Annotated in this window: 14 protein-coding genes; 8 read left to right on the top strand and 6 right to left on the bottom strand. The window is 68.4% G+C overall.

Annotation, left to right across the window (positions count from 1 at the left end; all coding sequences use genetic code 11):
• Positions 1–150 precede the first annotated feature (150 nt).
• Entirely contained in the window at positions 151–954 is an 804-nt protein-coding gene (gene hutG / locus KVT32_RS06915; RefSeq protein ID WP_180100095.1) for an N-formylglutamate deformylase, read from the top strand.
• 32 nt (positions 955–986) lie between these two features.
• Positions 987–2,000 (top strand): LysR family transcriptional regulator, encoded by a 1,014-nt coding sequence (locus tag KVT32_RS06910; protein ID WP_056316326.1) that lies wholly within the window; start codon positions 987–989, stop codon positions 1,998–2,000.
• Positions 2,001–2,009: 9 nt separating this feature from the next.
• On the opposite strand, the gene KVT32_RS06905 is transcribed toward KVT32_RS06910, so the two are convergent.
• From KVT32_RS06905 to KVT32_RS06885, 5 genes are all read right to left on the bottom strand, one after another.
• On the bottom strand, positions 2,010–2,942 hold the full coding sequence (locus KVT32_RS06905; protein WP_217617888.1) for an electron transfer flavoprotein subunit alpha/FixB family protein: 933 nt from the start codon (positions 2,940–2,942) through the stop codon (positions 2,010–2,012).
• Positions 2,942–3,691: an electron transfer flavoprotein subunit beta/FixA family protein gene (locus KVT32_RS06900; protein WP_056316320.1), complete on the bottom strand. Its 750-nt coding sequence runs from the start codon at positions 3,689–3,691 to the stop codon at positions 2,942–2,944. Before KVT32_RS06900 ends, KVT32_RS06905 begins: the two co-directional genes overlap by 1 nt.
• Before the next feature lie 68 nt (positions 3,692–3,759).
• Positions 3,760–4,389, bottom strand: coding sequence for a HutD family protein (locus KVT32_RS06895; RefSeq protein WP_217617887.1), 630 nt, complete (start codon positions 4,387–4,389; stop codon positions 3,760–3,762).
• Complete coding sequence (locus KVT32_RS06890; protein WP_152385469.1) at positions 4,373–5,560, bottom strand: FAD-binding oxidoreductase; 1,188 nt, start codon at positions 5,558–5,560, stop codon at positions 4,373–4,375. The genes KVT32_RS06895 and KVT32_RS06890 overlap by 17 nt, the downstream gene beginning before the upstream one ends.
• A gap of 111 nt (positions 5,561–5,671) precedes the next feature.
• Entirely contained in the window at positions 5,672–6,565 is an 894-nt protein-coding gene (locus KVT32_RS06885) for an AraC family transcriptional regulator (RefSeq protein WP_217617886.1), read from the bottom strand.
• Between the two features lie 164 nt (positions 6,566–6,729).
• Here KVT32_RS06885 and KVT32_RS06880 point away from each other — a divergent pair, with 164 nt between their 5' ends.
• The 4 genes from KVT32_RS06880 (at position 6,730) to KVT32_RS06865 (ending at position 10,262) form a co-directional block, all read left to right on the top strand.
• Complete coding sequence (locus KVT32_RS06880) at positions 6,730–7,485, top strand: SDR family oxidoreductase (protein ID WP_217617885.1); 756 nt, start codon at positions 6,730–6,732, stop codon at positions 7,483–7,485.
• A 213-nt stretch (positions 7,486–7,698) separates the two neighbouring features.
• Positions 7,699–8,697, top strand: coding sequence for an aliphatic sulfonate ABC transporter substrate-binding protein (locus tag KVT32_RS06875; protein WP_056316304.1), 999 nt, complete (start codon positions 7,699–7,701; stop codon positions 8,695–8,697).
• A gap of 18 nt (positions 8,698–8,715) precedes the next feature.
• On the top strand, positions 8,716–9,486 hold the full coding sequence (locus KVT32_RS06870) for an ABC transporter permease (RefSeq protein ID WP_056316301.1): 771 nt from the start codon (positions 8,716–8,718) through the stop codon (positions 9,484–9,486).
• Positions 9,474–10,262: an ABC transporter ATP-binding protein gene (locus KVT32_RS06865; protein ID WP_152384062.1), complete on the top strand. Its 789-nt coding sequence runs from the start codon at positions 9,474–9,476 to the stop codon at positions 10,260–10,262. Before KVT32_RS06870 ends, KVT32_RS06865 begins: the two co-directional genes overlap by 13 nt.
• Before the next feature lie 45 nt (positions 10,263–10,307).
• On the opposite strand, the gene KVT32_RS06860 is transcribed toward KVT32_RS06865, so the two are convergent.
• The gene (locus tag KVT32_RS06860; RefSeq protein WP_056316296.1) at positions 10,308–11,243 is read right to left on the bottom strand and encodes a LysR substrate-binding domain-containing protein; all 936 of its coding nucleotides are present in this window, start codon (positions 11,241–11,243) and stop codon (positions 10,308–10,310) included.
• A gap of 94 nt (positions 11,244–11,337) precedes the next feature.
• On the opposite strand from KVT32_RS06860, the gene KVT32_RS06855 reads away from it, so the two are divergent.
• Together KVT32_RS06855 and KVT32_RS06850 are read left to right on the top strand one after the other, a co-directional pair.
• A complete protein-coding gene (locus tag KVT32_RS06855) occupies positions 11,338–14,949 on the top strand; it encodes an ABC transporter ATP-binding protein (RefSeq protein WP_217617884.1) in 3,612 nt (1,203 codons plus the stop codon).
• Between the two features lie 356 nt (positions 14,950–15,305).
• Positions 15,306–17,192, top strand: a complete 1,887-nt coding sequence (locus KVT32_RS06850) for an ABC transporter ATP-binding protein (protein ID WP_217617883.1) — start codon at positions 15,306–15,308, stop codon at positions 17,190–17,192.
• Position 17,193: the final 1 nt, after the last annotated feature.

Below are 17,193 nucleotides of genomic sequence, written 5' to 3'. Positions count from 1 at the left end.
CTTGGTCAAGGCGTTCAGCATCGCCCCGGCTAATCATCAGCATCCATTAAACTGATGCAATTCCCGCGGCGGGCCGCGCTGCCTAGCATACAAGCGCCCGCCGCCCGCGGCTCTGCCGCGGCGCATTGCCATTGCCACCCGGAGTTTCTCTTGAGCGACATCTATCACTTCAGCCGCGGCACCGCCCCGCTGCTGATCTCCATTCCCCACCTCGGCAGCCAGATTCCCGAGGCGCAACAGCCGCAAATGACGTCCGTCGCCCTGCAGTCGGGCGACACGGACTGGCACCTGGACACCCTGTACCAATTTGCCCAGGCGCTGGGCGCCTCCGTGCTGGGCGCGCGCTATTCGCGCTACGTGGTCGACCTGAACCGTCCGCCCAACGACGAAAGCCTGTATCCCGGGCAGACCAAGACCGGCCTGTGCCCCACCCAGGCGTTTCGCGGCGATGCCCTGTACCAGAACGAGGCCGTGCTGACCGACGCCGAACGCGCCCAGCGGCTGGAGGCGTACTGGAAGCCGTATCACGCCAAGCTGCGCGAAGAGCTCGACCGCATCAAGGCCGAGCACGGCACGGTGCTGCTGTGGGAAGCCCACTCGATCGCCAGCGTCCTGCCCCGCCTGTTCGAAGGCAAGCTGCCGGACCTGAACATCGGCACGTCCGACGGCGCGTCGTGCGCGCCCGATATCCTGGCCGCCGTGCAAGGCCAGCTGGACGCGTGCAGCGACTACACCTGGGCCGTCAACGGCCGCTTCAAGGGCGGCTACATCACGCGCCACTATGGCGCCCCGGCGGACAACGTCCACGCCATCCAGCTCGAGATGTGCCAGTCCACCTACATGGACGAAACGTACCCGTACGGCTATCGCCCCGACCTGGCCGGCAAGGTCATTCCGGTGGTAGAAGGCATGGTGACTGCCGCGCTGCGCCAGACCACCGCGCGCCAACGCTGACCCCCCGCCCTTCGCAGCCGGACGCCAACGCCATGACCCGCTTTTCGTTCAGCACCACGGAAAACTATCCGGAATGGAACCTGCTGCTGACCTGGGTGGCGGTCGTGGAGGCCGCGTCGGTGTCCGGCGCGGCGCGGCTGCTGGGGTTCTCGCAGGCGGCGGTGTCGCAGCGGATCAAGCAGCTTGAAGCCGCCATGTCGACCGAACTGCTGGACCGCAGCACCCGCCCGGCCCGGCCCACGCCGGCCGGCGAGCTGCTGTTCGAACACGCCGCGCGGCTGCTGGCGCAGGCCGGCGACATGACCGAGAGCGTGCGCAACCTTAGCCGGGCCAAGCGCAACATCGTGCGTTTCGGTTGCGTGGATTCCTTTGCGGGCACGCTGGGGCCCACGCTGATCCATGGCCTGTCCGGCGCGTCGCGCCAGATCCGGCTGTGGTCGGGCATCACGCCCGTGCTGGACAAGCAGCTGGAGGACCGGCAGCTGGACCTCGTCGTCACCACCAGCGCGTCCGCGGGCAAACCCAACATCCGCAAGTACAGCCTGTTCAGCGAGCCCTACGTGCTGATCGTTCCGCGCTCGATGAACATGGACCGGATCGATACGCTCAAGGAATTGGGCAAGCGCGCGCAGTTCATCCGCTACAGCGCGCGTTCGTTCATCGGCGCCGAGATCGACCGGCTGGTCGAGTCTCACGGCGTGACCATTGAACGCACCTACGAATTCGACAACACCGACCCGCTGCTCAGCCTGGTCACCGCGGGCCTGGGTTTTGGCATCAGCACGCCGCTGTGCATCTGGCAGTCGCGCCACTTTCTGGACCAGTTGCGCGTGCTGCCGCTGGCGCCGTATCTGGGCGCGGCGCGGGCCGACGATCCCAGCCTGTCGCGCACGCTGTTCCTGGCCGCGCGCCAGCAGGAAGTGGGCAAGCTGCCCTTTGAGGCCCGCGACGTGATCCTGATGGCCATGGAACGCCTGATCCAGAAGGAACTTGCGCCGGCCCTGGGGCTGCCGCCGGCCACGCTGTGGCGCAGCCTGCGGCGTTGACGCCCCTGATTACGGCAGCGATGCGGTCAGCGCCGGCACGGCCTCGAACAGGTCGCCGACCAGCCCGTAGTCGGCCACGCCGAAAATCGGCGCATCGCCATCCTTGTTGATGGCCACGATGACCTTGGAATCCTTCATGCCCGCCAAATGCTGGATGGCGCCCGAGATGCCGACCGCCACGTACAGCTCCGGCGCGACGATCTTGCCGGTCTGGCCGACCTGCCAGTCGTTCGGCGCGTAGCCCGCGTCCACCGCGGCGCGCGAGGCGCCCAGAGCGGCGCCCAGCTTTTCGGCCAGCGGATCCAGCAACTTGAAGTTCTCGGCGCTGCCCAGGCCGCGTCCGCCCGACACCACGGCGCGCGCGCCGCCCAGGTCGGGGCGTTCGGACACCGCGATCTCGCGGCTCACGAATCGCGCCAACCCGCTTCCAGCGACGGCTTCGACCGTTTCCACCGTGGCGCTGCCGCCCTCGGCGGGCGCGGGGTCGAAGGCCGTGGGCCGGATGGTGGCGACGATCACCGGGTAACCGCTCTTGACCGTTGCGATGGCATTGCCGGCGTAGATGGGACGCTTGAACGTATCGGGCGCCAGCACTTCAATGACATCCGATATCTGCGCCACGTCCAGCAAGGCGGCGATGCGCGGCGCCACGCCCTTGCCCTGCGCCGTCGCGGGCAGGAACAGGTGCGAGTAACCGGGGGCAAGCGCGACCGCCTGCGCGGCCAGGGCTTCGGGCAAGCCATCGGCAAGCTGCGGCGCTTGCGCCAGCAGCACCTTGTCCACCCCGGCAACGCGCGCGGCGGCGTCGGCCACGGGCTGCGCGTCGCCGCCCGCCACCAGCACGTGGACGGGCAGGCCCAGCCGGGTGGCCGCGGCGATGGTGTTGAGCGTGGCGCCGGCGAGCGCCCGATTGTCGTGCTCGGCAATAACAAGAACCGTCATCAGATCACCTTGGCTTCGTTCTTCAGTTTGTCGACCAGCGCGGCCACGTCCGCCACCTTGATGCCGGGCGCGCGCGCCGCGGGCTCCTCGACGCGCAGCGTCTGCAGGCGGGAGACGGGATCCACGCCCAGCGCGTCGGGCGTCTGGACATCCAGCGGCTTCTTCTTGGCCTTCATGATGTTGGGCAGCGTGACGTAGCGCGGCTCGTTCAGGCGCAGGTCCGCCGTGACGATGGCGGGCAGGGTCAGTTCCACCACTTCCAGCCCGCCGTCGACCTCGCGCGTGACGCGCGCCGTGCCGTCGCCGATGGCGATGGCGCTGGCGTTGGTGGCCTGCGGCCAGCCCAGCAGGGCCGCCAGCATCTGGCCGGTCTGGCAGGCGTCGTCATCGATCGCCTGCTTGCCCAGGATCACCAGCGCGGGCGCTTCCTGCTCCACGACGGCGCGCAGCAGCTTGGCCACTTCCAGCGGCTGCAGCGCGGCATCCGTCTGCACCAGCACGCCCCGGTCGGCGCCGATGGCCATCGCGGTGCGCAGCGTCTCTTGCGACTGGGCCGTGCCGCAGGACACGGCCACGACCTCGGCGGCAGCGCCCTGCTCTTTCAGGCGCACGGCGGCCTCGACGGCGATTTCATCGAACGGGTTCATCGACATCTTGACGTTGCCGATGTCCACGCCGCTCTGGTCGGCCTTGACGCGTACGTTGACGTTGTAGTCAACCACGCGCTTGACCGCGGCAAGTACCTTCATGGAAACACTCCTGAGTGAAAGGAATCAACGGCCGTTACCGCGTCGCGGCGGAAACGGATGCAGCTTGTTCAGCCGGGGCTGGCAGCGGAGACGGCGATGGTGAGGATCACGGCGAATCCGGCGGCAGGGGTGGCCGGCAGCGGGTGGGTGTCTGGTGCGGGGACGCCCCGCCACAGCAGGTATTCGCCTGACTCTAGCTCCCCCGGAAAACCACCCTGACCGCCCGCGCCACCCGCGTCCGCGGCCACGATCAACTGCGTGACCGCGCGCCCCGCCATCGCGCCGGGCAAACCGCCCACGTCGCATCGGCCTGCCGCCACGCCCGCGCAAGTCACCGACGCCACCGCCTCGCCACGCCGGACAAAGAGGTTCAGCACGCGCACGGGCCCGCCGATCAGCGTGGACTGCAGCCCGTCATCGCCCCCGAACGGCGCGGGTTCGCGAGGCCGCAACGCCACCAAACCCCCTTCCCCTTGCAGCGTCACGCCTTCCCCGGACAGCACCACCGACACGCGGTCGTAGCCGGGAAAGCGCGAATACGGACCGTCGCGCTCGATATCGGCGATGCTGACGCGCCAGCGCCCGTCCGGGTCGGCTGCCAGCGTGCGCGTGACGCCGCCGCCGTTCTTCCAGGGCTCGGGCGGCAGCGCCAGCCAGCTGGCGCGCTGCGGCGCGGCCAGATCAGGACACCGCGCCAAGGCCGTACTTCCCGGTCAACAACGCGCCGCGCTGAAAGCGGCCAAGTTCATAAGGCGTGAGCGACACGTCGGTCGCCAGGCCCAGCGCCTCCTGCGCCAGCACGCGGCCCACGGTGGGCGACAGCTTGAAGCCGTGGCCCGAGAAGCCAAAGCCCACGATCAGGCCCTGCACGCCGGGCACGCGGCCCAGCACGGGATTCCAGTCGGGCGTCACGTCGTAGACGCCGGTCCAGGACGACGCCAATCCGGCGGTCTCGTAGGCCGGAAAGCGGTCCGCGACCTGGGCGCCGACTTCGGCCACGTAGTCCAGCGGAATGTCGCCCTGTTCGGCGTCGCTCTTTTGTAGCGCCTCGCCCACGATGCCCTCGCTCACCAGCATCTGGTTGCCGCCGTAGCTGCGGCAGTACAGCATGCCGGGCGACGCCAGGTCCTTGAAGACGGGCATCGAATACGTATAGGGCGCCGCGTCGCATTCCAGCGCCAGCACGGCGTGGCGCTCAGGCACGACGGGCATGGCAACGCCCGTCCAGCCGGCAAGCTCGGGCGTCCAGATGTTCTGCGTGCTGATGACCACTGGGGCGTGGTAGTCGCCTTCCGAGGTGGAAACGCCCGTCACGCGGCCGTTGTCGATAAGCAGACGCTGGACATTGACGTTCTCGCGGATGGTGACGCCCCGGCGGCGCGCGCCGCGCGCAAAGCTGGTGGCCACCAGGTACGCGTCGGCAAAGCCTGCTTCCGGCTCGTAGCCGATCAGCGCGGCGTTGTCGAAAGACGCGATGGGCAACAGTTCACGGGCCTGCGCGGCGTCCAGCAATTCCAGCGCGATGCCCTGCGCCTTTTGCTGCGCCAGCGCGCCGCGCAGCGGTTCCAGCTTGTCGTCGTCGGCGGCGGTAATCAGGTAGCCGCATTTGACCAGTCCGCAGGAGGCCTCGTCGTCGCCCAGATAGCTGGCGAAATTGTTGAACACGCTCCAGGAGCGTTGGGCCAGCTCCACGTTCTCGCGCACGGAATAGTGCGTGCGCAGGATGCCGGACGACTGCGACGTGGTGCCCGCCCCGATGGTCTCGCGGTCCAGCACCAGCACGTTCTTCGCGCCGAGCTCGGCCAGGTGAAAGGCCACCGAACTGCCGATCACGCCGGCACCAATCACGATCACGTCATAACTTTTCACGACAAGGCTCCAAGGACAAGTGCCGCGAGTGTGGGCCCGGCCTTTCGGAGCCGCGGCAATATAAGCGCCGCGAATACTTAATAAAAGCGTTCTGGAAAAGCGCGCCGGGTGTCAGGCGGCTGCGCTCGCGGCGGCGCGTATCGCCTCGGCATCCCTGCCCGGCGGCAGGCCGAACATCCGCCGGTATTCACGGGTGAACTGCTGCACGCTTTCATAGCCCACGGCGAACGCCGCGCTGCTGGCGGACACGCCTTCGGCCGTCATGCGCCGGCGCGCCTCGATCAGGCGCAGTTGCTTCTGGAACTGGCGCGGCGACAGCGACGTGGCCGCGCGAAAGTGCTGATGGAACGATGATGCGCTCATGCCGGCCACGGCCGCCAGCCGCTCGACCGGCAGCGGTTGCGCAAATTCCGCCCGCAGCAGCCCGACGGCGCGCGCGATGCGCGGGGCGGCGCTGGCCGGCCCGGCCAGCTGGCGGATTGCCTGCCCGTGGCGGCCGGCCAGCAGCCAATAGTGCATTTCGCGCACCAGCTGGGCTTGCAGAATGGGCAGCGCCGACGGCCGTTCAACCAGGCGCAGCAGACGCAGCGCGGCGTCGGCGACTTCGGCATCCGTCTGCTCAACCCGCACCGGCGCGCCGTGCTCTCCCGGCCCAAGCTTCATTTCCAGGGCCAGTTCGGCGATGACGGCCAGATCCAGATCCAGGACCAGCGACAGATACGGCTGCGCCGCGCTGGCGCGCGTGATCTGGCTGACGGTGGGCACGTCGGCCGTGATCAGCAGCGAATCGCCCGCGCCGAAATCGAAGATGTCCGCACCCAGCGACACGCGCTTGGCGCCCTGCAGCACCAGGCACGCAAGCGGCCGCGAGATCGCGTGGTCCAGCCCGCTGGGCTGCACGGCGCGGATGACGGCGAGTCCCGGGATGGGGGTTTGTGCCAAACCGGCCGGCCCGGCGTGGCACGCCGCGTAGCGGCTGGCGGCCGCGCGCAAGGCGTCGTTCATGGAGGATTCGCAAGAGGTTGCCACGGGGCCATCGTAATGGGTTCTCGCCTGGCCGGGTGCACATTTGGAGGATCAGGCCAACAACGTCAACGTTCAGGCAAAGGCCATCGGCGGCATCCGCCACAGAATGGAAGCCTCACCGCAAGCCACCAAGGAGCCATTCCATGAGCAAGATTTCTCTCGTCACCGGATCGAGCCGCGGCCTGGGCCGCAGCGCCGCCCTGGCCCTCGCCCGCCACGGCCACGATGTCGTCATCACCTACCAAAGCCGCCGGGCGCAGGCCAACGAGGTCGTCGCCGAGGTGGAACAACTGGGCGGCAAGGCCGTCGCGCTGCAGCTCGATGCAGGCAACGTCGCCGCGTTTCCGGATTTTGCCGCCCGCCTGCAGGCGGCGCTGGCCCGGACATGGCAGCGCGACCGCTTCGATCATCTCGTCAACAATGCCGGCCATGGCGAGATGGCGCCGATTGCCGACATGAGCGTCGAGGCCTTCGACAAGCTGGTCGATGTGCATTTCAAGGGCGTGTTCTTTCTGACGCAGCACCTGCTGCCGCTGCTGGCCGAGGGCGGCCGCATCGTGAACCTGTCGAGCGGCCTGACGCGCGTGTCGGCACCCGGCTGGGCGGCGTATGCCGCGGCCAAGGGCGCCGTCGAGGTGCTGACGGTCTACCTGGCCAAGGAGCTTGGCCACCGCGGGATTGCCGTGAACACCGTGGCGCCGGGCGCCATCGAAACGGACTTCCTGGGCGGCGCGGTGCGCGACACGCCCGAGTTCAACAAGGCGTTCGCGGACATGACCGCGTTGGGACGCGTGGGCGTGCCCGACGACATCGGGCCGATGATTGCCAGCCTGCTGTCCGAAGACAACCGCTGGGTCAACGCCCAGCGCATCGAAGTCTCGGGCGGCCAGGGCATCTGACACGGGCGCCTCGGGCACGGCCGCGCGTCGCGGCCGCGCCCGCCTTTCCCTTGCTGCCTGCGGCACGCCGATTAAGCGCCGCTGATGTTGACCATCGCCGCTCCTTATATTCATGCCGCGGCCGGATGCTCGGGCGAAAGTCTCGTCTGCCGCACCCCAGAGTGCCGGCGACATGGAATCCATCGGTCAATCTACAGACAGTAGGGGAAAAATATGAACATGAATCGCCGCGCCATGCTGGTGCGTACGGCCGCGCTTGCGGGCGCCAGCGCCCTGGGCTTTCCGATGATCGGCCGCGCCGCGGGCGCGTCCTACACCTACGGCGGCTCCGCGTGGCTGGGCCACTACTCCGCCTACATCGCCATGAAGACGGGGCTGTTCGCCAAGCAGGGCCTGGACATCAAATGGCAGAGCTTTGCCACGTCGTCCGACCGCATGAGCGCGGTGATGGCCGGCAACATCGATCTGGCGGGCACCGGCGTGGTGTCGTCGCTGGCGCTGATGGCCGCGGGCGCGCGCCAGTTCCAGGTCATCGCCACCCCGAACAACTTCGGCCGTGCCGAGGGCGTGCTGGTGCGCGAGAACGTCAAGTCGGTGGCCGACCTGAAGGGCAAGAAGATCGGCGTCACCTACGCCTCCAGCGCCCACGTGCTGCTGCTGGACGTGTTGCGCCAGGCCGGTCTGAACCCCGACCGCGACGTGGCCATCATCAACCTGCCGGCCACCAACCTGCTGTCGGCCTACCAAGGCGGGCAGATCGACGCCGCCGTGGCGTGGACGCCGGCCTTTGACCGCATCAAGGCCGTGCCGGGCACGCATGTGCTGCTAGACGATACGGCGTTCTCGCTCTACAAGCAGTACGCCATCACCCCGGGTCCCGATGTGCTGCTGACCCATGCCAAGCTGGGCAAGGAGAACCCCGAGGCCGTGCGCAAGTTCCTCACGGCGGTGTTCCAGGCCAATGCGATGCTGACGAACCAGCCCGAGGAGGCCGCAGGCGTGCTGCTGGAGCTGACGGGCCTGTCCAAGGACGAGCAGCTTGCGGTCATCAAGCAGACGCAGTGGTATTCGGCCGAGGACCAGAAAGCCCTGATGATCGAACCGGGCAACTTCGTGAACGGCATGCAGAAACTGGCCGAGATGCTGGTGTCGCTCAAGCAGATCGACCGCGCGCCCGCCGTCAAGGACTGGGTCCAGTCCGCGTATCTCTGAACCCGGGACATTCTGCCTATGTCCGCACGTTCTTCTTCACGCGAAACACGCCTGCTCTGGGTCAGCGTGTTTTCGCTGCTCGGTTTTCTGTTGCTGTGGGAGGGACTGTGCCGCGCCGGCGCGGTCGATCCCATTTTCCTGCCCGCGCCGTCCCAGGTCCTGGCGCGGGCGCTGTCCATGTCCGACCAGGGCACGCTGTTCTACAACGTGCTGGCCTCGACCCGGCGCGTGATGGTGGGCTTTCTGGCCGCGGTGATCGTCGCGATCCCGCTGGGCATTTTGCTGGGCACCTCGAAGGTGGCGCGCGCCGTCTTCGATCCCATCATCTCGTTCCTGCGTCCGCTGCCGTCCATGAGCTGGATTCCGCTGTCGCTGCTGTGGTTCGGCATTACCGAAACGCAGAAGTACAGCATCGTCTTCATGGGTTCCTTCGTGCCCGCCCTGCTTTACGTGATGGAAGCCTCGCGCAGCATCGATCCGGTGCTGGTGCGCGCCGCGCGCAACCTGGGCGCCAACCGCTGGCAGGTCATGCGCGAGGTGCTGTTTCCGGGCTGTCTGCCGCAGATCCTGTCGGGCATGAAGATCATCCTGGGCCTGTCCTGGACCTGCGTGATCTCGGCGGAACTGGTGGCGTCCAAGGAAGGCCTGGGGTTCATGATCATGAACGGCAAGGAATTCTTCCAGACCGACACGGTGGTGCTGGGCATGGTGCTGATCAGTTTCACCGTGCTGGTGACCGATCTGTGTTTGCGGCTTCTTGAACGGTGGGTGCTGGCATGGCAGCGATAAACGACACGATGATCCGGCTGACGGACGTCTCCAAGGCCTACGGCGACGTGCCCGTGCTGGACAAGGTGAATCTGGAGGTCAAGCGCGGGGAATTCCTGGTGCTGCTGGGCGCCTCGGGCTGCGGCAAGTCGACGCTGCTGAACCTGATGGCCGGCTTCATCACGCCCAACACCGGATCGGTGCAGATCAACGGCAGAGCGGTCACTGACGTGACCGCCGCGTGCGGCATGGTGTTCCAGCAGTACGCGCTGTTTCCGTGGCGCACGGTGCAGGAGAACGTGGAGTTCGGCCTGAAGATGCGGGGCATGTCCCGCCAGGAACGCGCGCCGATCGCCCGCCGTTTTATCGAGATGGTGGGACTGAAGCACGCGGCGGACAAATATCCGCATGCGTTGTCGGGCGGGATGAAGCAGCGCGTGTCGATCGCGCGCGTGCTGGCCAACGACCCGGACGTGATGCTGTTCGACGAGCCCTTCGCCGCGCTGGACGCGATGACGCGGCAGGTGCTGCAGGATCAGCTGTTGTCGATCTACGAGCAGAGCGGCAAGACCATCGTCTTTATCACGCACTCCATCGACGAGGCGCTGACCCTGTCGACGCGCATGGCCGTCATGGGTTCCAAGCCCGGCCGCATCGTGCAGGACATTCAGAACGACCTGCCGCATCCGCGCAGCGCGGACGTGCAGTTGTCGCCCCGCTTCGTGGAACTGAAGCGCGCCATCTGGGAGCGCGTGCAGGAGGAAGTCACGCGCAGCATGGAGCTGGCGGCCGACTAATGGCGGGGGGACCCGATGGGCGCCCCGCCCTTCCCCCAAGCCCTGCTACGCGCGGCGGCCTTCCTCGGCCAGGAACTCCACCAGCGCCGGCAACGAAGGATCCATCGGCCGGTTGGCATGGATGCGCATCACATAGCCCCACGAACCCGCCATGCGCAGGTGGGGCGCCAACGGCACCAGCCGGCCACTCGCCAGGTCTTCGTCGATGAGCGGCGCGCGGCCCAGCGCGATGCCGACGCCCGCCGCCGCGGCGGCCACCACGGTGCTCAGGCCGCTCAGCACCATCGGGTCCTGCCAGTCGTCCGGGGCCAGACCCAGCCGGGGACGCCACGTTCGCCAGTCGGTCTCGGGACTGTCGATGTGCTTTTCCTCCAGCCAGCGATGGCGCAGAAACACGCCCGGATCGTTGCGCTCGGCCTCGGGCACCAGCGCCGGGCTGCACACCGGCACCACGGTTTCGGTCATGAGCGGGATGTCGCCCGGCGCGGCAATGTGCGGTCCCATCGCCCGCACGTGCAGGAAGGCAAGATCGATGTCCTGGGTTTTCCAGGCCGGATCCTGGCTGGCGTGCAGATACACCTGAATGTCGATGTCCGGATGCAGTTCGATGAACCGCCCGATGCGCGGCGCGAGCCATAGCGCGGCCAGCGAGGGGTTGGCGGACACGTTCAACGTATAGCGCCGCTTGCCGCGGGCGCTGGCCCGGACATTGCGGCAGGCTGTCTCCAATAGGGTCAAGGCCTGTTGTACGGACGCCAGCAGCGCCGCGCCCGCTTCCGTGGTCTCGGCGCGCCGCACGGTGCCGCCCCGTCGCAGCAGCGGCGCCCCCAGATCGGCCTCAAGCGCCCGCAACTGATGGCTGACGGCGCTTTTCGTGACGTTCAGCTCTGCGGCAGCGCGGCTCAGGCTGCCCAGCCGGGCCACGGCTTCGAAGGCGCGCAAGGCGGCCAGCGGCGGAGTGCGGGTGGAGGCGTCGGACATCGGTTGAGTTTATCTCAACCCCTGATTGAAAATTCATCGCTTTCGCATGCAGGCCGGATCGGGGACCATGCAGGCTCTGGATGGAGTAATGGCTATGTATTTCGATTCGAGGCTGTGGCGCCTGACCGAGGGTCTGCGCGCCGGCATGGCCGGCGGCATCTTTCTGGGCCTGCTGGCCCTGGCAGCCGGGATTGCTCGCTACGTGTTCCTGGGCCAGTTGCTGGCCCGCGTGTTCGACGGCGCGCCGTGGCAGGACTGGGCGGCGCCCGCGCTGAGCGTGGCGGCCATGGTGCTGCTGCGCGCGTTCCTGGACGACTGGCGCACGGTGCAGGCCAACCGCACGTCGGCCGCCATCCAGCACACGCTGCGCGCGCGCCTGTACGATCGCATCGTCGCGCTGGGGCCAGCGTGGTTCGCCAACCAGCGCACCGGCGGCGTCATGCTCACCGTGGTGGATGGCGTCGAACAGTTGCAGACGTTCTTCGGACAGTACCTGCCGCAGGTCGCCATCGCAGCGGCCGCGCCGTTCGCGATCTTTGCCGTCATCGCATTCTGGGACGTGCCGACTGCCCTGGTGTTCCTGGCCGCGGCGCTGTTCGCGCTGTTCGGGCCGATGGCGGTGCACATGCTGGACCGGCGCGCCAGCCTGGCGCGCAGCCGGTCGCTGAACGAATTTGGCGAAGAATTCCTGGACGCCGTGCAGGGCCTGCCCACGCTCAAGTCGTATGGCCAGGGCAAGGCCTGGGGCGAACGGCTGGCCGCCCGCGCACGCAGCCTGTCGGACAACACCTTCTGGGTCCTGTCCGTCAGCCTGCTGACGCGCGGCATCAGCGACCTGGGCGTGGCGCTGGGCGCCGCGCTGGCGCTGACGCTGGGCGCATGGCGCGTCGCCGCCGGCGACATGAGCGTCGAGGCGCTGCTGATCGTGCTGATGGCGGGCACCGAGATCTTCCGGCCGCTGCGTGACCTGCGCGCGGTGCTGCACCGGGGCATGCTGGGCCAGTCGGCCGCCGCCAGCATCCACGCGCTGATGGACGCGCAGCCGCTGACGCCCGCCCCGGACACCGCCGGGCGAGCGGGCACCGTGCGAGCGGGTGCCGCCCGCCTGGCGCCCACCATCGAGTTCGACGACGTGGCGTTTTCGTATACGCCCGAACGCGCCGCCCATCAGGGCCTGGCGTTTCGGATCGCGGCGGGCGAGCGCGTTGGCGTGGTCGGCCCCAGCGGCGCGGGCAAGTCCACCATCGTGCGGCTGCTGCTGCGCGAATGCGTGCCGCAAGGCGGCGTGGTGCGGGTCGGCGGACACGACATCAACACGCTGGACACGCAGTTCCTGCTGTCGCACTTTGCGCTGGTCAGCCAGGACATCACGCTGTTTCACGGCACCATCGACGACAACCTGCGGCTGGGCCGCCCAGACGCCACGCGTGACGAGGTGCGCGCGGCCGCGCGCGCCGCCAACATCGACGACTTCATCATGGCGCTGCCCGACGGCTACGCCACGCGCATTGGCGAACGCGGCCTGCAGTTGTCGGGCGGCCAGCGCCAGCGCGTGGCGATCGCCCGCGCCCTGCTGCGCGATGCGCCCATCCTGATCCTGGACGAGGCGCTGTCGTCGGTGGATACCGAGAACGAGGCGCTGATCCAGCAGGCGCTTGACCGTCTGATGGCCGGCCGCACAACGCTCATCCTGGCCCACCGCCTGGCCAGCGTGATCGGTGCCGACCGCATCCTGGTCCTGGACCAGGGGCGCGTGGCGGCATCGGGACCCCATGCCGCGCTGATGCGCCAAGGCGGGCTGTACCACCGGCTGATGCACGAACAGGCCGCCGCGCATCGGAATCCCGCCGCGGGCACGACGCCCGCCGCGCGGCCCGACACGGCGCGGGCGGCTGTCCCGGACGACGGCAACGGCCAGGGCCCCGCCCTGCGCTCGCTGGACGCCGACGCCGAACAGGTCGGCTGGCGCGCCACGCTGGGCACGCTGTTGTCGGTGGTGCGGCCGTGGCGCGGCACGCTGATTGCGACCATCCTGCTGGGCGTGGCGCGCGTTGCCGCCTTCATCGGCGTGGGCGTGTTCAGCGCCCTGATCGTGGCCGCCATCCGCGATGGCCGCGAGACCGGCGCGCTGGTCGCTGGCCTCTTGATCGCCGCGCCGCTGGCCGCCCTTTTCCACTGGCTGGAATCGTGGCTGGCGCACGCGATGGCCTATCAGCTGCTTGCCGACATGCGCGTCAAGCTGTACGACAAGCTCGAACGCCTGGCGCCCGCCTACCTGCTGCAGCGCCGCTCCGGCGACCTGGTGGCGCTGGCCGCCCAAGACGTGGAGATGGTGGAGTATTTCTACGCGCACACCATCGCGCCGGCCATCGTGTCGGTACTGGTGCCGCTGTCCGTGCTGGGCTTTCTGGGGTTCTACAGCTGGCCGGTCGCGCTGGCGCTTCTGCCCTTCCTGGCCTACGCGCTGCTGTCGCCGGTGCGCGGCCGCCAGCGCGTGGACGCCCTGGGCGACAAGGCGCGCCAGGCGTTGGGCGAAATGAGCGCCCACACCACCGACACCATCCAGGGCCTCGCGGACTTGACCGCCTTCCAGGCCACGGGCCGGCGCCGCGACCAGTTCCTGAAGGTCGCCGACCACTACCGCGCGCGGCGTCTTGCCATTCTGCGCGACCTGTCGCGCCAGACCGCCTGGTTCGAAACCGCGATGGGCCTGGGCGGCCTTGCCGTGGCGGTCGTGGGCGCGTTGCAGGTGCAGGCGGGCGCGCTGTCCGCCGGCATGCTTTCCCTGCTGGTGCTGATTGCGCTGGCCACGTTCCTGCCGGTGTCGGAGATCTCGCAGGTCAGCCGGCAACTGGCCGACACCATCGCCGCCACGCGCCGCCTGCACGTGGTGGCCAACGAACCCGAACCGGTCGTGGACGGCCCCCTGCCCGCGCCGGTGGCGGCCCATGGCCTGTCGCTCGCCTTCGATCGCGTCAGTTTTGCCTATCCCGGCAAGCGCCAGGACACCCTGCACGACCTCAGCTTCACCGTGCCGGCCGGCGCCACCGTGGCAATCGTGGGCGCCTCGGGCGCCGGCAAGAGCACGGTGGCCAGTCTGCTGTTGCGCTTCTGGGACCCGCGGGAAGGTGCGGTCAAGCTGGACGGCGTGGACGTGCGCCAGCTCAGGCTTGACGGCCTGCGCGAGCGCGTGGCGCTGGTGACGCAGGACACCTACCTGTTCAACGACACGCTGGAAGGCAACATCCGGCTGGCCCGCCCCGAGGCCAGCCGCGAAGACCTGATGCGCGCGCTGGAACAGGCGGCGCTGGCCGACTTCGTCAAGCGCCTGCCCGAGGGCCTGGCCACGCGCGTGGGCGAACGCGGCATGCAGTTGTCGGGCGGCCAGCGCCAACGCATCTCGATCGCCCGCGCCTTCCTGAAGAACGCGCCGGTGCTGATTCTGGACGAGGCCACCTCGCACCTGGACACGCTATCGGAAATGCAGGTGCGCGGCGCGCTGGACGTGCTGATGCGACACCGCACGACGCTCGTGATTGCGCATCGGCTGTCCACCATCCGTGACGCCGATCTGATCCTGGTGCTGGACCGCGGCACGCTGGCCGAGTCCGGCACGCATGACCAGCTGCTGCGCAAGCAAGGCGTGTACGCGCGGCTGGCAAGCCATCAGGGCGGCTATGCGGCCGCGGCGTCGCAGGCCGGCTAACGCCGCGTTGAAAAAAACCGACAGCCCATTCCGTCCCCCCGCACGGCCCGTTGATTCGCCTACATCACTTCGATAGAATCGGCAATTCGGGCCGTTGCCCATTCTTTTTTTCCCCTCACCCACCGACAGGGAGGCTGCATGATGTACCCCATGCCGAACGCCGTCCCGCGCGTGTCCCCGCGACGCCATTAAGTCGTCGCCCGCGCGGCCCCGTCGCCAGTTCCGTATCTGGCGACCGGTCCGCCGTGCCTATCTGAACCCTTGAACGCAGTGGCCAGCGCCCAACAGGCGCCCGGCGTGTTTTTCCCTCTTTCCTTACAAGGAACCTGGCGCGTTCGTCCCGCCAGACCATGGCAATGGCTAGAAAAAAAATCGACTTTCGAGGACAGGCCTTCAAGGATGTCCTGGGCTTTACCTTCCGTTATTGGGGCCGGCAACCCTTGCGCATCGTGGTCATCGTGGCGCTGGCCCTGCTGTCCGCCGTGGCCGACGTGCTGACGCCGATGTACGCCGGCCGTCTGGTCGACGCAGTGGCGTCGGGCGCGGCCGGCGACCAGCTTGCCTGGAATGCCGCCATCACGGCCTTCTGGCTGCTGGTGGCGCTGGGCGTGGGCGGCACGCTGCTGCGCCAGGCCGTCTTCCAGAACATCATCACCTTCACGCTGAAGATGATGAACGGCATCGCCTCCAACGCGTTCTACCGCGTGCAGCGGTTTTCCACCGACTGGCATGCCAACAGCTTCGCCGGCTCGACGGTGCGCAAGATCACGCGTGGCATGTGGGCGGTGGACCTCTTGAACGACACGCTGCTGGTGGCGCTGCTGCCGTCGGTCGTCATGCTGGTGGGCGCCACCGCCCTCTTGGGCGCGCACTGGCCGCTGATGGGGCTGGTGGTGGGCCTGGGGTCGGTGCTGTACATCGCCGTCACCGCCACGCTGTCGCTGGCCTATGTGGCGCCCGCCGCGCGCCTGGGCAACGCCTGGGACACGCGCATGGGCGGCGCGCTGGCCGACGCCGTCAGCTGCAACGCCGTGGTCAAGGCCTTTGGCGCGGAGACACGTGAGGAAGCGCGCCTTGACCGGGTCATCGACAAGTGGCGCCGGCGCACGCGCCGCACCTGGATCCGCGCCACGTTCAACGGCGGCATCCAGGGCGCGATGCTGGTGGCCATGCAGGCGTCCATCCTGGGCGCGTCGCTGCTGCTGTGGTCGCGCGACCAGGCCAGCGTGGGCGACATCACGTTCACGCTGACCATGTTCTTCGTCCTGCAGGGCTATCTGCGCGACGTCGGCATGCACATCCGCAACCTGCAGCGGTCCGTCAACGACATGGAGGAACTGGTGTCGCTGGAAAAGCAGCCGCTTGGCGTGGAAGACCGGCCGGGCGCGGGCGCCATCGCCGTGACGGCGGGCGAGATCCGCTTCGAGGACGTGACGTTCCGCTACGGGTCGCACCACACCGCGCTGTACGACCGGTTCTCGGTGCGGATCGCGCCGGGCGAACGCGTGGGCCTGGTCGGTCACTCGGGTTCCGGCAAGACCACGTTCATCAAGCTGATCCAGCGCCTGTATGACGTGAACGGCGGGCGCATCACCATCGACGGACACGACATCGCCCAGGTAAAGCAGGCGTCGCTGCGCAGCCAGATCGCCATCGTGCAGCAGGAGCCCGTGCTGTTTCACCGGACACTGGCGGAGAACATCGCGTACGCGCGGCCCGGTGCGTCGCAGGCCGACATCGAGCAGGCGGCCCGGCTGGCCAGCGCGCATGACTTCATCATGGCGCTACCCAAGGGCTACGACACGCTGGTGGGCGAACGCGGCGTCAAGCTATCCGGCGGCGAACGCCAGCGCGTGGCCATTGCGCGCGCATTCCTGGCTGACGCGCCCATCCTGATCCTGGACGAAGCCACGTCCAGCCTGGACAGCGAAAGCGAAGTGCTGATCCAGCGCGCGATGGACCGCCTGATGGAAGGCCGCACGACGCTGGTCGTGGCGCACCGTCTGTCGACGGTCCGCGCGTTGGACCGCCTCTTGGTCATGGACCATGGCAGCGTGATCGAGGAAGGCAGCCATGACGCGCTGATCCGCTTGAAGGGCGGCCTGTACCGGCGCCTGTTCGAGCGCCAGGCGCTGGAGCTGACGAAGGGGCTGGACCCGGCCGAACTCCTGGAAGATGGCGCCGTCCCGCCGCCCGCGCAGGCGGACGACGTGGACGCCGCCTCGTTCGCCTTCGGGAAGTGAT

Source organism: Achromobacter sp. GbtcB20 (assembly GCF_019091095.1).
Classification (GTDB): domain Bacteria; phylum Pseudomonadota; class Gammaproteobacteria; order Burkholderiales; family Burkholderiaceae_B; genus Achromobacter; species Achromobacter mucicolens.
Note: the sequence above shows the minus strand (reverse complement) of the source record. Positions and strands in the feature narration are given on the sequence as shown.

Coding starts and splice junctions, on each gene's coding strand:
- KVT32_RS06860 (WP_056316296.1), bottom strand. CDS start 11,243: ATGTCCGACGCCTCCACCCGCACTCCGCCGCTGGCCGCCTTGCGCGCC.
- KVT32_RS06875 (WP_056316304.1), top strand. CDS start 7,699: ATGAACATGAATCGCCGCGCCATGCTGGTGCGTACGGCCGCGCTTGCG.
- KVT32_RS06880 (WP_217617885.1), top strand. CDS start 6,730: ATGAGCAAGATTTCTCTCGTCACCGGATCGAGCCGCGGCCTGGGCCGC.
- KVT32_RS06885 (WP_217617886.1), bottom strand. CDS start 6,565: ATGAACGACGCCTTGCGCGCGGCCGCCAGCCGCTACGCGGCGTGCCAC.
- KVT32_RS06900 (WP_056316320.1), bottom strand. CDS start 3,691: ATGAAGGTACTTGCCGCGGTCAAGCGCGTGGTTGACTACAACGTCAAC.
- KVT32_RS06905 (WP_217617888.1), bottom strand. CDS start 2,942: ATGACGGTTCTTGTTATTGCCGAGCACGACAATCGGGCGCTCGCCGGC.
- KVT32_RS06870 (WP_056316301.1), top strand. CDS start 8,716: ATGTCCGCACGTTCTTCTTCACGCGAAACACGCCTGCTCTGGGTCAGC.
- KVT32_RS06855 (WP_217617884.1), top strand. CDS start 11,338: ATGTATTTCGATTCGAGGCTGTGGCGCCTGACCGAGGGTCTGCGCGCC.
- KVT32_RS06910 (WP_056316326.1), top strand. CDS start 987: ATGACCCGCTTTTCGTTCAGCACCACGGAAAACTATCCGGAATGGAAC.
- KVT32_RS06850 (WP_217617883.1), top strand. CDS start 15,306: ATGGCTAGAAAAAAAATCGACTTTCGAGGACAGGCCTTCAAGGATGTC.
- KVT32_RS06865 (WP_152384062.1), top strand. CDS start 9,474: ATGGCAGCGATAAACGACACGATGATCCGGCTGACGGACGTCTCCAAG.